This window comes from Sphingomonas sp. (assembly GCF_041661825.1).
GTDB lineage: Bacteria > Pseudomonadota > Alphaproteobacteria > Sphingomonadales > Sphingomonadaceae > Sphingomonas.
Genome location: NZ_JBAZTU010000001.1, coordinates 1,177,280 through 1,190,153 on the forward strand (window position 1 = coordinate 1,177,280; position 12,874 = coordinate 1,190,153).

Genomic DNA, 12,874 nt, shown 5'->3' on the forward strand with positions numbered 1-12,874 from the left:
CGTCGCTTCAGATCTAGAGCGCCCCGCCAGCTTTCCCCCCTTGCTGGCGGGGCCGTTCATTTCAGGGACCGGCCCGCCCCGTCGCCATGCAGCAGCGACCAGCCGGGCGGCAGATAATCCGTCGACATGTAATAATAGAGGATGCAGCTCCCGTCCGGGCGGTAGCTCGCACCCTTGACGATGCCGAAGGCGACCGTGCCGCTGAACACCGGCGCGCCGCTGTCCCCGCCGCGGCACGTCGGGCCGTTCACCACCACCCAGGTCGGCAGGCAGGCGCCGCCGCACAGATCCCCGGCGGGCGCGTAATCGACCAGCTCGACCTGCGAGCAGCTATAGCCCGTCGTCTCGCCGCGGTGGCAGACGACATCGCCCGCGCGCGTGCTGGTGCGGTTGCGCCAGGTCGTGACCGGCCGCGCCTCGGTCTTCGCGGTATCGGCATAGAAGAGCGGCCGCAGCGCCTCGTTGCTGACATTGACCTGCACGTCCTGGAACCCCCAGCCCCATTGGCCGATGAACTCGAGCGGCGTCTCGTGCCGCGCCGGGTCGACATAGGACAGGGTGTCCGGGCAATGCGCCGAGGTGACCACGCCGGTGCGCGCACCGTCGGTCACGACATAGCCGGTGGTGCAGGCATAACGCCGCCCGTCCGCCGGATTGACCCCCACGACCCGCGATCCGCCGCCGACATCCATCGCCGCATTGGCATCGCGGCCAAGCAGGCGCAGCCGCACCGGCACGCCGGCAAGGCGGCTGAGCTTCTCCGTCATCGCCACCGGATCGATCGCCCTGAAATCGGCATCGTTGAGCATGACCACCAGCTCGCCGGTGCGCGGATCGACGCCCATGCCGGGCGGATGCGGCAGCGCCGCGCGGATCTCCGCCTGGTGCTTCCCGATCGCGGCGAGGATCCGGTCGCGCGTCGCCGGCGCGCCGGTGTGGAACGTGATGCCGATGGTGCGCCCGGCAGCGACCACTGCCTCATCGGCGACGGGCTGATCGCCCGTGAGCAGCACGACGATGCGATATTCGGGATGATGCTCGATCGCGATGCCGGCGAGCCGATCCTGGTACAGCAATGCAAGCCGGTCAGTCGTCGCCACGGTTTCCTGTTGCGCGCGCAGGCGGAAGATCGCCTCGTCGAGCGGCACGGCGTTCTGCCTGGCATATTCGGCTGCATCCTGCGCCAGCGCGTCGGTCGGGGACTGCACCGGCAGCGCGGCCGGCACGACCTGCGCCGGCGGCGCGGCCGTCGGGGTCGATGCCGGGACCTGAGCGGCGGCGGGAAAAACGGAAAGGGTGGCCAGAACGGCGAAGACGGCGGCGCGAAGGGCAGCGTGGCGCATGCTCATGACGATAGTCATGCCCCAATGCACCGGCGATGAATAGCGGGTCCGCGCGCTTGCCCGGCGCGACGCCATCGCTATCGTGAACCCGCACCTTCTCTCGCGGAGCCCTGGCATGACCGATACGCAGATCGAGCCGGAAGGCGCCGCCCCGACCCCGCAACGGGCCGCGCGCTATTCGCGCGGCGCGATCGCGCTGCACTGGGCGATCGCTGCCTGCTTCGCCTTCCAGATCGGGCTGGGCTGGCGGATGGACGGGCCGCGCGGGCCGGAGACCTTCGCGGTGTTCCAGCTCCACAAGTCGGTCGGCATCACCATCCTGCTACTGACGCTGATCCGGCTCGGCTGGCGGATCGCCAATCCGCCGCCGCCTTTCCCGCCGACGATGAAGGCCTGGGAGAAGCGGCTGGCCCATGCCGTGCATGTCGGCTTCTACGTGCTGCTGCTCGGCCTGCCGCTGACCGGCTGGCTGCTCGTCTCGGCGAGCAAGACGGCGATCCCGACATTGTTGTTCGGCGCGATCCCCTGGCCGCATGTGCCCGGCGTGCCCGGCCTCGCGCCCGGCGCCAAGGCGGGTGTCGAGGAAGCGGCCGAGATCGGCCATCATGCGCTGATCTATATTTCCTATGCGGTGCTGTTGCTGCATGTCGCGGGCGCGCTGAAGCACCAGTTTCTCGAGCGCGGCGGCGACATGGCGCGGATGATCCCGGTGCCGCCCCGCGCGCTCGGCGCCGCGGCGCTGGCGGCGATCGCGGGGATCGTCGGGCTGACCGCCATTGCGACCCTGATCCGCCTGACCCCGCTCGCCGCCCCTACCCCTGTCGCGACGGGTGTTCCGGTCGCTGAGGCGACGCCGGCCGCCCTGCCCTTGCCTGCGGCAGCGCCCAGCGCCACGCCGACGCCCGAGGCCAGCCCGACCCCCGAGGCGACGGCAACGCCGGTCGCGCCCTCGCGCTGGACGGTGCGCCGCGCTGCCTCCTCCCTCTCGTTCAACACCAGCTGGTCGGAAGGGCCAGTCGACGGGCGCTTCGGCAGCTGGGACGCAGCGATCCTGTTCGATCCGGCGGCGCTCGACGCGTCGTCGGTCAAGGTGACGATCGACATGACCTCGGCCAAGACGGGTGTTGCCGATACCGAAGGTGCGCTGCCCGACCCGGACTGGTTTGCCGCCGCCACGCACCCCGTAGCGACCTTCGCCGCCACCACATTCCGCCACCGTTCCGGCGACCGCTACGAGGCGATCGGCACGCTCTCGCTGCGCGGCGTATCGCGGCCGCTGACCCTGCCTTTCACCCTGAAGATCGACGGCGACGTCGCGACGATGCGCGGATCGACCACGATCGACCGCACGATCTTCGGGGTCGGCCAGGGCGAATGGAAGGCGACCACCGATCTGAAGGCCGGGGTGGCCGTCACCGTGGCGATCAAGGCCGACCGGAAACCGGACCGATAGATTTGCTCATGTGCACGGCGATGGCGCCGGGGAATGCCTCCTCGCCGTCAAAGCCGTAGCCGAGCCGAGCGTAGAGCTGCTGGTTCGCCACCATCAGCTTGTTGGTGAAGAGCCTGATCCGCGCCTGGCCGGCCGCGACGGCCAGTGCCTCGGCATGCGCGAGCAGGTGACGGCCGAGGCCCCTGCCCTGGAAGGCCGGGGATACGGCGACATTCTCGATCAGCAGGCACTCGGGCTCGTCGATGGTCTCGATCAGGGCCGCGAGGGCGCCGTCGAGATAGAGCAGGTCGATGCGGTGATCGCGTACCGCCTTGTCGTAATCGGCGCTCATCGGCCGGGGTTCGCGGCCGACCACGGGGACCCATTTCGCATAAGCGTCGCGCACCAGCGCGCGGATGGCGGCGGCGTCGGCGGCATTGGCGCGGCGGAGGGTTATGGGGTCGGTCATGGGGCGATCATGTCGTTGGAAACGCGGACGCGCCACCCACTAGCCCTTCCCCGGCGGAGGCCGGGGCCCAGTTGGGGGCCGTTCGAGATTGAGCGCGGCGCCCGCCAACCACAGCCTTCCCAACTGGGCCCCGGCCTTCGCCGGGGAAGGTAAGGGAGGAGGGCCGTATCTGTGACGTTGACCGACACGATACGACCGTCGGCGCCGCGAGCCCTTGCCCAGTGCCGGTGTCGCAGGAATGATCCCCGCATGACCTCCCGCTATCGACTCGCGCTGGCCGCGACGCTCACCACCATCGCCCTCGCCGCACCGGCAGCCACCCCGAGCATCGAGCGGTTGGCGATCTCCACCCCGATGTCGGATGTGCGCCTTGCCGTCTCGCCCGATGGGCGCCACCGGTTATGGGGCGTGGTCGATCGGACCCCGGGTAGCGGGCTGGAGATCGTCGAATCCTGGCTGGTGGCGGGCCAATGGACGCCGCCGGTACCGGTGCCGTTCAACGGCGACGCCAATGATTTCGACCCCGCCTTCGCGCCGGACGGGCGCAGCGTCTGGTTCTTCTCGAACCGCGCCGGTGGATCGGGCGGCGACGATCTTTACCAGGTCGCGTTCGACCCACGCACGCGCCTCTGGGGCACGCCGCGCAATCTGGGGCCAATAGTCAACACGCCAGGCAATGAATGGGCGCCTTCGCTCTCACCGGACGGGAGGAACCTCTTGTTCTCGTCGAACCGGCCGGGCGGATCGGGCAAGCAGGATCTCTATCTCGCCCCGCTGCACGGCGACCGGATCGGCACACCGATGCGTCTCGGCCCGGCTATCGAAACCGGCGAGGACGAGTTCGATGCGACCTTTGCCGGCGATGCCCGGCACATCATCTTCACGCGCGGCGACGCCGACGGCGAGGCGGGCACCAAGCTTCATCTCGCGACGCTGCGCGCCGGCACCTGGCACGACGCGGGCGCGTTGCCGGCCGGGATCAATTGTTCGGCCGGCCTGAATATCGGGCCATCGGTTTCGCGCGCGGGCAGATTTTACTGGTCGGCGGCATGCGGGCCGGGCGATACACGGCTTGACCTGTGGTCGGCCGACCTGGCGTCGGTGCTTGCCGGAATGCCCGGCGATCAGCGGAGGACGAATGCCCGATAGAATGCGGATTGCCGGCTGTATCGGCGCCCTGTCCATCTCCATTGCCGGAAATGTCGCCATCGCGGCCGAGCGCCCGGCGATCACCCTGCTGCAAAGCGCGATTGCGGCGCAGGGTGGCGAAGCGGCGCTCCGTTCGATCAAGACGCTGCGCGTGAAGACCGACGGCTATCGCAACATGCTCGAACAGTCGGAACGGCCCGAGGGCCCCTATATCGTCGAGTTCCAGCACGTCACGGTCGAGCATGATGTGACGAAGCATCGTTGGCGCGCCCGGACCGAAAGCTCGATCCCGCCCTTCGCCAACTATGCGGCGGAGATCGTGGCCGACGACAGCGCCGCGATGCGGGTTCGGGGCACGAACAAGGCGCCCGGCAATGCTGATCTGCTGGCGAGCATGAAGGAAACGATGGCGCTGTCGCCGGCGCGCCTGCTGCTCACCGCGCTCGAGGCAGGGGATGTCGCGCTGGGCGCGCCCGCGACGATCCAGTCAGTGCCGCAGGATGTCGTCCGGTTCACGCTCGACGGCGCGCCGGTGACGCTGTTCCTCAACCGCTTCACGCATCTGCCGACCGCGGTCGATTATGCCGGTCCGCTGGCGCGCGACGGCTATTGGCGCTTTGTCGGCGACGCGCCGATGCGGACCCTTTTCTCTTCCTGGCTGCTGGGCGACCGCGGCATCCGCCTGCCGATGCAATGGGATGTCGAACGCGGCCCTCTGCGCGAGGCGACCTATATGGTCCGGTCGCTGCAGATCGATGCGCCGCTCGCCGACGCTGACATGACGATCCCCGAGGAGATCCGCGCGAAATTCGCGACGGCCGTGGCAGCACCGCCGGCCAGTCAACCGCTCGGCTTCCCGGGGCAGCCTCCGGTGGAACTCGCGCCGGGGATCACCCTCATTCCCGGGCCGTGGAACGTCACGCTGGTGCGGCAGGAGGACGGGCTGGTCATCCTCGAAGCCCCGATCTCCTCGGCCTATTCCGACCTCGTCATCGCCGAGGCCGGGCGCCGCTATCCCGGCGTGCCGATCAAGGCCGTGGTCAGCACCTCGGATTCATGGCCGCACCTTGCCGGCATCCGTCCCTATGCGGCTCGCGGGATTCCGATCTACTGCCTCGACCTCAACCAGCCGGCGCTGCAGCGCCTGATCGACGCGCGTTTCGACGGACGCGCCGATGCGCTGACCGCCAGGCCGCGCCCGGCGGCGTTCAAGCCGCTGTCGGGCAGGACAGTGCTGGGAACCGGCGCCAATCGCCTAGAGCTGATGCCGATCCGCGGCGAGACGAGCGAGCGCCAGCTGATGGTCTGGTTCCCGGGCGCGAAGCTGCTTTATGGCAGCGACCCGTTCCAGCAGGGCGGCAACGGCAAGCCGACCAGCGTCCAGGCCGCCAGCGAAGTGATCGACGCGGCGCACCGCGAGCATCTGTCGCCCGACCGGTTCTTCATGATGCATATCGGCGCGGCGCCCTGGGCCGAGCTGGAAGCGTGGATGGCGACGAACCCGGGCAAATTCCCGGGCGAGGCGGCATCGTGATGGGGTCCCTTGCGGCCTTGGCGGCGCTCTGGGCGATGGCCGGCACCGCCGGGCCGGCCGGCGCGGCGGACGGCTTCGACCGGCTGGTCGGGCGCTGGAGTTGCGATGGCTATTTCGTGAAGAGCGGCGCGAAGATCGCCTCCTCCCTCGATGTCACGCGCGACCCGGCGACCGGCGCGCTGATCGTGCGGCGCGACGATTCGGCACCCAATGTCTATCACGCGCTGGAAGTCTGGACCTCGACCAGGGGCGCCGCACCGTTTCGCGCCGCGATCGCCAACAATGGCGGCATGCGCTGGTACGTTTCAGACGGCTGGGTCGATGGCAGCATCGTCTGGAGCCGATCGGGTCAGGGCGAGCCCGAGGAACGTTTCGCCTATGCGATCGGTGCGCAGGGCGATCTGCAGGTCGACTGGCTGATCGCGCGACCGGGCGAAGCGCTCGCGCTCGGCGACCGGCTTGCCTGCCGCAAGGCCTGACCGCCTTTCGGGCTTGTCGGGATGGGATCGGGTCGGGCCGCGCGGGAGCACCCCGCGCGGCCTTCCCGTTCAGAAGCGGAAGCCGATGCCGGCCACGCCCTGGTTGCGGCTATAGCCGTCGGCATAGTTGGAATAGCGATACTCGGCCTTGACGAGCAGGTTCCTGCCGATGGCCTTTTCGACGCCGACACCGCCGCGAACGCCGTCGCGATTCACGCTTTCGCTAAGATTGCCGGCGCCCGTGCCGCCATCCTCATAGGTCACCGTGCTGCGCGCGTTGGCGTAGCCCGCCTTCACGTACAACAAGGTGGTGTCGCCGACGACCCGGCCGATCCGTCCGCCGACATAGAGATCGCGGCCGGCCTTGCCGCAGGACCGGTCGCCCGCGACGAACGTGTCGTCATAGCATTTCTTCGAGGTCGCGCCGTCGATCTCGGCCTCCACGCCGAAGACGGTCTTCCCGCGCTGCCAGTCGTATCCGAGCTGGCCGCCATAGAGGAAGCCGGTCTCGTTCTGGCCCGCCGCGCTGCTGGCGTCGATGCCGGCGATCGCGGTGACGGTGGCGCCCTGGAAGGGCTTGTCGGACGATTCCTGCGCCATGGCGGAGGTTGCGCCGAACGCGGACAACAGGATGGCTGCGGCAAAAAGTCGCATGGTTTTACTCCTAAGGTGGTGGGGGAAGGCCGCCCGCCAGGGGGACAGCGGGCATCGGCCAGGGGTACGCATCGCTCCTCACAGAAGCTGTTACACGACCGCAATAAGCCGCGGCCGAGTTGAGGTTTCGGCGCTGTTTCGGGCGGCTTTTAGGCCGATCGAGAGGGTCGGGACGGGGATTGGGTCGGTCCTGTGACCGGCGGAGGCGAAGCGGCCTTATTCGCCCCCGCGCGGCCCTAATTGCGCCCCGGCAGGCCGCCGCGCCCTGCGCCTCGCCCGCTCGAAACCACCGTTCGCACGCAGCCCTAGCGTCTTCGCCCGCCTCGTCGCGGCGCTGGGCCGCTGGCCGCTTGGGTTTCCGCGCGGCACAGGGCGTTGTTGGTGCGAACCCGTGGTGGAGAGCCCCGATGCACGCGCACGCGATACCCGACCTGCCCCGCCGCCGCCGCGCGGAGCCCGGGCCGCCGATCTGGCGCCCGGTCGTCGAGCAGGGCGGGATCGCGGCCCGGCGCGGCGCGCTGGCGACCACCGCCGAGCCGCTGGGGATCCTGCGCCACGGGGTGCCGATTCACGTCTCGCCGACCGAGGCCGTGATGCTTGGCCTGCTGGTGCGCAAGGGACGCGCCGCCTATGCCGAGATGGCCGCGACGTTGCAGGCGCTGGGCTATGGCACCGACTCCCTCGACGTCCATGTCTATCGCATCCGGCGCAAGTTTACGGCGGCGGGGGCGCCCGACCCGATCGAGACGGTGCGCGGCTGGGGCCTGCGCCTGCGGGTCGAGCCGGACGCGCGGGGATCGACCTCGCTGTGGATCTGCGGCGAGCACTGGCCGGCTATTCCATGACATCTGGCCGCGAATTGACGGCGTTCGCCCTCAAGCCGGTGGCCCGGCCGGGGCGGGCCGACGCAGCGATGTGGCCGCATCAAATGGGGGAGGAACATTATGAACGCCATCGGCAGGACCGTCCTGACGGCAACCTTGATCTGTGGAACGCTCGATATCCTGTATGCGATCATCTTTGCCGGGATGCGCGGGACCGGCCCGATCGACGTGCTGCACAGCGTCGCGAGCGGGCCGTTCGGCGAGGGCGTGAACAGCGGCGGCATGGCGACCGGCCTGGCCGGGCTCGCAGTGCATTTTGCGATCATGTCGGTGATGGTCGCGGTGTTCGTCACGCTCGCGCGGCGGCTGCCCTTCATCACGGCGCATCCGCTGATCGCGGGCATCGCTTATGGCGTGGCGCTCTATCTCTTCATGTACTGGATCGTGCTGCCGCTGCGCTGGCCCGACAATTTCCCCAGCCTGAAGCCGCGCGGCATCGCGAGCGCGCTGTTCGCGCACATCGTCTGCGTCGGCATCCCGATGGCGTATATCACGCTCCGGGGCCTTGGCCGGGGTCCGGACGCCATCGCGGCGACAGCGTGATTGGGGCTTGAACGGGCGCCAGCGCGGGCGAACGTCGATTCCGAGGGGGTGAGCGTCAGTCGACACGCCGGTGATGATTTGCGACACCCGGCGCGTGGACGGTCTGAACCCCTATGCCGGGCGCGAGCCCTTTTATGTCGAGGAGACAGGCGTGGGTGGCCGGACAGGAGGCCGGGCGGAGACCTGGCCGGAGACCCGGGCCAAGCTGGTCCTGACGCTCTCCATGTGGGGCGCGAGCTACACGATCTTCGGCTTTTTCGGCCTCCTCGCGGGCAACCCGCACCCGCTTGCCTCGTCGGTCGTGCGGGCGCTGGTCTATGTAGTCGGCATCACCGTCTGCTACGGCATGCACCGCCTGCTGCGCCGGCTGTCGCACCGCAGCTTCCGCACGCGCGCGCTGGCGCTGGCGCTGACCGCGCCCTTCGCCGCCGAGACCTTCGCCTGGCTCAATTATTTCGCCTTTGCCGCGTTCGACGGGCGGACGCTCTGGAAGATCGTGATCGGCTGGAACGACGTCGCACATGTGCTGTCGCTCTGGTCCTGGTTCTTCATCGCCTGGACCGGGCTGTACCTGGCGATCGAATATAGTTTCGACGCGCGGGAGGAAGCGCGGCGATCGGCCGAGCTGCGCAACCTGGCGCATAATGCGAAGCTCCGCGCGCTCTCCAACCAGATCAACCCGCATTTCCTGTTCAACAGCCTCAATTCGATCTCCTCGCTGATCCTCGACGGGAAGAGCGCAGAGGCGGAGAAGATGCTGACCGGGCTGTCGACCTTCTTCCGCTCCACGCTGTCGATCGACCCGCTGATCGACGTGCCGATCGAGCATGAATTCGACGTGCACCGCCGCTATCTGGCGATCGAGCAGATGCGCTATCCCGACCTCAGCGTCGATTTCGACCTGCCCGAGGACCTGCGCCGGGCCGCAGTGCCCGCGCTGATCCTGCAGCCGCTGGTCGAGAATGCGATCAAGCACGGCGTCGCCAAATCGATGCCGCCGACCGCCATCCGCATCGCGGCGGAGCAGGACGGCGAGCGGCTGGTGGTGCGGGTGGCGAACAGCGGCACGGTCGGGGCGGCCACGCCGGCATCCTGCACCAACGGCATCGGTCTCGCCAATGTGCGCGAGCGGCTGGCCGAGCATTATGGGCCTGCGCAGGATGTCTCCGTGGTCCGCGGGCCGGGGAGCTATGAGGTGAGCGTCACCATTCCGCTGGAGTTCGTGCGATGACCGGCTTCACCATCGTGACGGTCGACGACGAGCCGCTGGCGCTGCGTCGGCTCGAGATCGTGCTGGGCGCCATGCCGGGCGCAAAGCTGCTGGGATCGGCGATGAGTTGCGACGAGGCAGTGTCGCTGATCACGGAGAAGCGGCCTGACATCGCCCTGCTCGACATCCGCCTGCGCGACGGGACCGGGTTCGACATTCTCGACCGGCTGCCGAGGGACGTGACGCCGGCGGTGATCTTCATCACGGCGTTCGACCATTTCGCGATCCGCGCCTTCGAGGTTTCCGCGGTCGATTATGTACTGAAGCCGATCGATCCGCCGCGGCTGCGCGAGGCGATCGACCGGGCGCGGGCGCGGCTGGCGGCGGACAGCTCGGTCGGCCAGGTGCAGGAGATGCGCGCGATCATCGACGATCTGCGCGCCGAGTTCCACAACAAGGCGCGGTCGCCCTATGAGACGGAGCTGTGGATCCGCGGCGCGACCGGCAGCCTGACACGCGTGCCGCTCGACCTGGTCGACTGGGTGAGCAGCGAGGACGACTATGTGCGGCTGCACACCGGCGCGACCTCGCATTTGCTGCGCCTGTCGATCCGCGCGTTCGAGGGGCGGGTCGATCCGGCGCAGTTCATCCGGGTGCACCGGGCGGCGCTGGTCCGGCTGTCGCGGATTACGGAAGTGCGGCGGACCCCGACCGGGCGGCGCGAGGTGATTTTGCAGGGCGGGACACGCATCGCGGCGGGGCGGGTGCATGCGAAACGGTTGCGGGAGTTGTTGCTGGAGCGGGATGGGTCTGGGGGTGTGGAGTAGGGTAGGGAATGACCGTTTTCGACCCGGCCAATATTCTGGCGTCGATGCAGCCTGATCAGGATGACAAGGCGCTCTGTATCATTTGCAGTTGATCTTTTAGGTCGGCCGTTGCCGTGATGAAACACCCATGCTCATCGCTCCACCCAGCTTCAGAAGTTGATCCGCCCCACTGGAAGCTGAAGGGCTCCATGTCTTCACCGATCTCGCCTGAAGTTGGATGAATATTCAATCGTTCTGCTATCCATGATGCGAAATCGTCGAAAGCGAACTCGGACCGGAAATCGAAGGTTTCCAGCACTGGTGCCCCGTCATCCAGCGTTACGATCCTGGTTGTCGACACATCTCTCTCTCCTGGTCGCCGAGGTTTGTTGCCATTATGCACACCCAGCGGCTGCTTCCTGCCGTTCGACACTCGCAAAGCCGACGCCAAAAGCAACCCGCTTGCGGTCATTCACAGGCCAGTCTTTCGATAATTGGGCGGCGGCTTCCCACCCCGTGGCGATTCGCCAACCGGCTCCGCCGGATCATATCCCCAAAAGAACGCCGTCAGGATGCGTTTCACCGACCGCCAATATGGCCGACGTGGAACCGAGGGGGATTGTCCGAGAATAGCCTCGAACCAGGTGCTGCGGGGGCCATAGATATAGGCGTGGCGAGCGGCGGCCGAGACCGGAATGCCCTTTGACCAGGCATTCGCATAATAGACGAACCCGTCTGCCGTCCGCTCGAATGCGGTGGTACCGAGGTGCGGATGGTGTTCGAACATGGCCCGGAGGATAACGGCACGAACCTTTGCTTTCCACCCATTCCGGACTTGCGGGACCGTGATCTGCCGATCGCAATTCCCTGATCTTTGCCGATAACAGGGAATTAACAGGGAATTCGTTTATTTTTCGGCGGATATCCGCGCAAAACAGCGCAAATAAGCGCCTTTGATCAAGGCTTTATATGCGATTTCCCTGTTATCCGATAACAGGGAATTTGCCGTCGCATAACAGGGAAAAAATCTCCCGGAACAGGGAAATCACATCGACCGACGGTGAGAAAGAGCGGCGCGGCCAAATGCTCCGCGCATCGTCATGGTGCGACGAACTTCGCTTCGTTTGAATCGATCGCCGGCGATTGCGCGCAGACTGCAACGGCTTGCCCGGCAACTGCCACCGGAACGGCTGTGAGGCTCCTCACCCGCCTGACCGCAGGCGATAGCTGTGGCAGGAATCGCGGTGACAGCGATGGGGTGACGCCCTCAACGACATCGATGCGCCGGCGCCTCCGCGCAATTCCTAAAAGTCGAACCAGCAAGTGTAGTAATTGCCAGACAAGTGCCGGCAGCCAATCAAACCGCCCGTGAACAGCCCCGTCACGCCCTCCGGCCCGATAAAGTTTTTGGACGTATCGTCCCAACCTTTTGCCAACATCACGTCGCCCGTTGGATCGTACACGATCGCGCCGGCGAAACCGCGCGCGCCTTCCGGGTTGAACAGAACGCGGACCGGCGGACCTGAATCCGTTGCGTAGTTTACGCCCCGATATTTCCTGAATATGGCCGTCTCGGGTGTCTTGCGAGCCTGGGCGACAATGGCTTCATACCGATCACGATTGACCGTCAAACGGGTGAAGCCACCAAGGAAGTTCCCTGCCGCGAGAAGCGGCAAAAACGCGATAAAGAACATCAAGAGAAGCACCGGAGCCAGACCAAGCGCCAACCCTCCCTCTCGCCTTATCCCCTCCCGCCTGGATAGGCTCGCACCGCGCCTAAGCCAGAAAATTGTACCGGCTGTCAGCGCTATCAGAGCGGCAGGAATAGCCAAGATCCCCATGGCTTCGGACCATGGACCAATGAAGCCGACACAGAGCGGCACCAGCGCCATCAACGCGAAGAACCGGCAAACTCGTTTGATGTAATCGGCCATTGCGGCATTCAGCACGCGCTGGCTGCCGACCGCAATGGCAGTTCTGCCCGTCGGGCACGGGCAACGCGACCCGATCGCCTGATCGCCGGCCGACCGGAACGGGAGGAATTGTGATGACAGTGCATTCAACTCCTCGAGCATAAACGCTGTCGAACCTCCCGCCTCTGTCGAATTGAATGCATCACTGTCACGGCTGCCCTGTTTCTGGCCATTAACAGGGCGGAACAGGGCAGAGATTTTTTTCTCGCCCTGTTATTTCCAACTTTGTTGGAGATATTTTCCATACACCTCAATATTTTGTGGAGCATTTGCCCTGTTCCTGAATAACAGGGCAAAACTAACGCGGAACAGGGCGGACCAGCGCCGTTAACAGGGCGGCTTTCTCAGTAACAGGGACGGATGAGGCAAAGATGCCGCGACCGTCATGGGAAAGAGCT

General features: G+C 66.8%; 13 protein-coding genes. 8 read left to right on the forward strand and 5 right to left on the reverse strand.

Annotation, left to right across the window (positions count from 1 at the left end):
- Positions 1-56 precede the first annotated feature (56 nt).
- Complete coding sequence (locus WC729_RS05400; RefSeq protein ID WP_372850300.1) at positions 57-1,343, reverse strand: hypothetical protein; 1,287 nt, start codon at positions 1,341-1,343, stop codon at positions 57-59.
- 115 nt (positions 1,344-1,458) lie between these two features.
- Here WC729_RS05400 and WC729_RS05405 point away from each other — a divergent pair, with 115 nt between their 5' ends.
- Entirely contained in the window at positions 1,459-2,796 is a 1,338-nt protein-coding gene (locus tag WC729_RS05405; protein WP_372850302.1) for a YceI family protein, read from the forward strand.
- Here WC729_RS05405 and WC729_RS05410 read toward each other — a convergent pair.
- Positions 2,768-3,244 (reverse strand): GNAT family N-acetyltransferase, encoded by a 477-nt coding sequence (locus tag WC729_RS05410; RefSeq protein ID WP_372850304.1) that lies wholly within the window; start codon positions 3,242-3,244, stop codon positions 2,768-2,770. The genes WC729_RS05405 and WC729_RS05410 overlap by 29 nt on opposite strands.
- A 249-nt stretch (positions 3,245-3,493) precedes the next feature.
- On the opposite strand from WC729_RS05410, the gene WC729_RS05415 reads away from it, so the two are divergent.
- The 3 genes from WC729_RS05415 to WC729_RS05425 are packed head-to-tail and all read left to right on the forward strand — an operon-like array spanning position 3,494 to position 6,406.
- Positions 3,494-4,393, forward strand: a complete 900-nt coding sequence (locus WC729_RS05415; RefSeq protein WP_372850306.1) for a TolB family protein — start codon at positions 3,494-3,496, stop codon at positions 4,391-4,393.
- Positions 4,383-5,927, forward strand: coding sequence for a hypothetical protein (locus WC729_RS05420; RefSeq protein ID WP_372850308.1), 1,545 nt, complete (start codon positions 4,383-4,385; stop codon positions 5,925-5,927). Before WC729_RS05415 ends, WC729_RS05420 begins: the two co-directional genes overlap by 11 nt.
- Positions 5,927-6,406, forward strand: coding sequence for a hypothetical protein (locus WC729_RS05425; RefSeq protein ID WP_372850310.1), 480 nt, complete (start codon positions 5,927-5,929; stop codon positions 6,404-6,406). Before WC729_RS05420 ends, WC729_RS05425 begins: the two co-directional genes overlap by 1 nt.
- Positions 6,407-6,475: 69 nt before the next feature.
- On the opposite strand, the gene WC729_RS05430 is transcribed toward WC729_RS05425, so the two are convergent.
- A complete protein-coding gene (locus WC729_RS05430; protein ID WP_372850312.1) occupies positions 6,476-7,060 on the reverse strand; it encodes an outer membrane protein in 585 nt (194 codons plus the stop codon).
- Between the two features lie 407 nt (positions 7,061-7,467).
- Here WC729_RS05430 and WC729_RS05435 point away from each other — a divergent pair, with 407 nt between their 5' ends.
- The 4 genes from WC729_RS05435 (at position 7,468) to WC729_RS05450 (ending at position 10,524) form a co-directional block, all read left to right on the forward strand.
- On the forward strand, positions 7,468-7,905 hold the full coding sequence (locus tag WC729_RS05435; protein ID WP_372850314.1) for a helix-turn-helix domain-containing protein: 438 nt from the start codon (positions 7,468-7,470) through the stop codon (positions 7,903-7,905).
- A gap of 99 nt (positions 7,906-8,004) precedes the next feature.
- Positions 8,005-8,487, forward strand: coding sequence for a hypothetical protein (locus WC729_RS05440; RefSeq protein WP_372850316.1), 483 nt, complete (start codon positions 8,005-8,007; stop codon positions 8,485-8,487).
- Between the two features lie 94 nt (positions 8,488-8,581).
- Positions 8,582-9,718 carry a sensor histidine kinase gene (locus WC729_RS05445; protein WP_372850318.1) on the forward strand — a complete coding sequence of 379 codons (1,137 nt, stop codon included), beginning with the start codon at positions 8,582-8,584 and terminating at the stop codon, positions 9,716-9,718.
- Positions 9,715-10,524, forward strand: coding sequence for a LytR/AlgR family response regulator transcription factor (locus tag WC729_RS05450; protein ID WP_372850320.1), 810 nt, complete (start codon positions 9,715-9,717; stop codon positions 10,522-10,524). The genes WC729_RS05445 and WC729_RS05450 overlap by 4 nt, the downstream gene beginning before the upstream one ends.
- A 55-nt stretch (positions 10,525-10,579) precedes the next feature.
- Here WC729_RS05450 and WC729_RS05455 read toward each other — a convergent pair whose 3' ends face one another.
- Both WC729_RS05455 and WC729_RS05460 read right to left on the reverse strand, forming a co-directional pair.
- Positions 10,580-10,975: a hypothetical protein gene (locus WC729_RS05455; protein WP_372850322.1), complete on the reverse strand. Its 396-nt coding sequence runs from the start codon at positions 10,973-10,975 to the stop codon at positions 10,580-10,582.
- Positions 10,976-11,807: 832 nt separating this feature from the next.
- On the reverse strand, positions 11,808-12,437 hold the full coding sequence (locus WC729_RS05460) for a hypothetical protein (RefSeq protein ID WP_372850324.1): 630 nt from the start codon (positions 12,435-12,437) through the stop codon (positions 11,808-11,810).
- Between the last annotated feature and the right edge of the window lie 437 nt (positions 12,438-12,874).

Excerpts from the sequence above, each read along its gene's own strand:
- WC729_RS05430 (WP_372850312.1), bottom strand. The coding sequence starts at position 7,060 with ATGCGACTTTTTGCCGCAGCCATCCTGTTGTCCGCGTTCGGCGCAACC.
- WC729_RS05450 (WP_372850320.1), top strand. The coding sequence starts at position 9,715 with ATGACCGGCTTCACCATCGTGACGGTCGACGACGAGCCGCTGGCGCTG.
- WC729_RS05425 (WP_372850310.1), top strand. The coding sequence starts at position 5,927 with ATGGGGTCCCTTGCGGCCTTGGCGGCGCTCTGGGCGATGGCCGGCACC.
- WC729_RS05455 (WP_372850322.1), bottom strand. The coding sequence starts at position 10,975 with ATGACCGCAAGCGGGTTGCTTTTGGCGTCGGCTTTGCGAGTGTCGAAC.
- WC729_RS05435 (WP_372850314.1), top strand. The coding sequence starts at position 7,468 with ATGCACGCGCACGCGATACCCGACCTGCCCCGCCGCCGCCGCGCGGAG.
- WC729_RS05400 (WP_372850300.1), bottom strand. The coding sequence starts at position 1,343 with ATGCGCCACGCTGCCCTTCGCGCCGCCGTCTTCGCCGTTCTGGCCACC.
- WC729_RS05415 (WP_372850306.1), top strand. The coding sequence starts at position 3,494 with ATGACCTCCCGCTATCGACTCGCGCTGGCCGCGACGCTCACCACCATC.
- WC729_RS05440 (WP_372850316.1), top strand. The coding sequence starts at position 8,005 with ATGAACGCCATCGGCAGGACCGTCCTGACGGCAACCTTGATCTGTGGA.
- WC729_RS05460 (WP_372850324.1), bottom strand. The coding sequence starts at position 12,437 with ATGGCCGATTACATCAAACGAGTTTGCCGGTTCTTCGCGTTGATGGCG.
- WC729_RS05420 (WP_372850308.1), top strand. The coding sequence starts at position 4,383 with ATGCCCGATAGAATGCGGATTGCCGGCTGTATCGGCGCCCTGTCCATC.
- WC729_RS05410 (WP_372850304.1), bottom strand. The coding sequence starts at position 3,244 with ATGACCGACCCCATAACCCTCCGCCGCGCCAATGCCGCCGACGCCGCC.
- WC729_RS05405 (WP_372850302.1), top strand. The coding sequence starts at position 1,459 with ATGACCGATACGCAGATCGAGCCGGAAGGCGCCGCCCCGACCCCGCAA.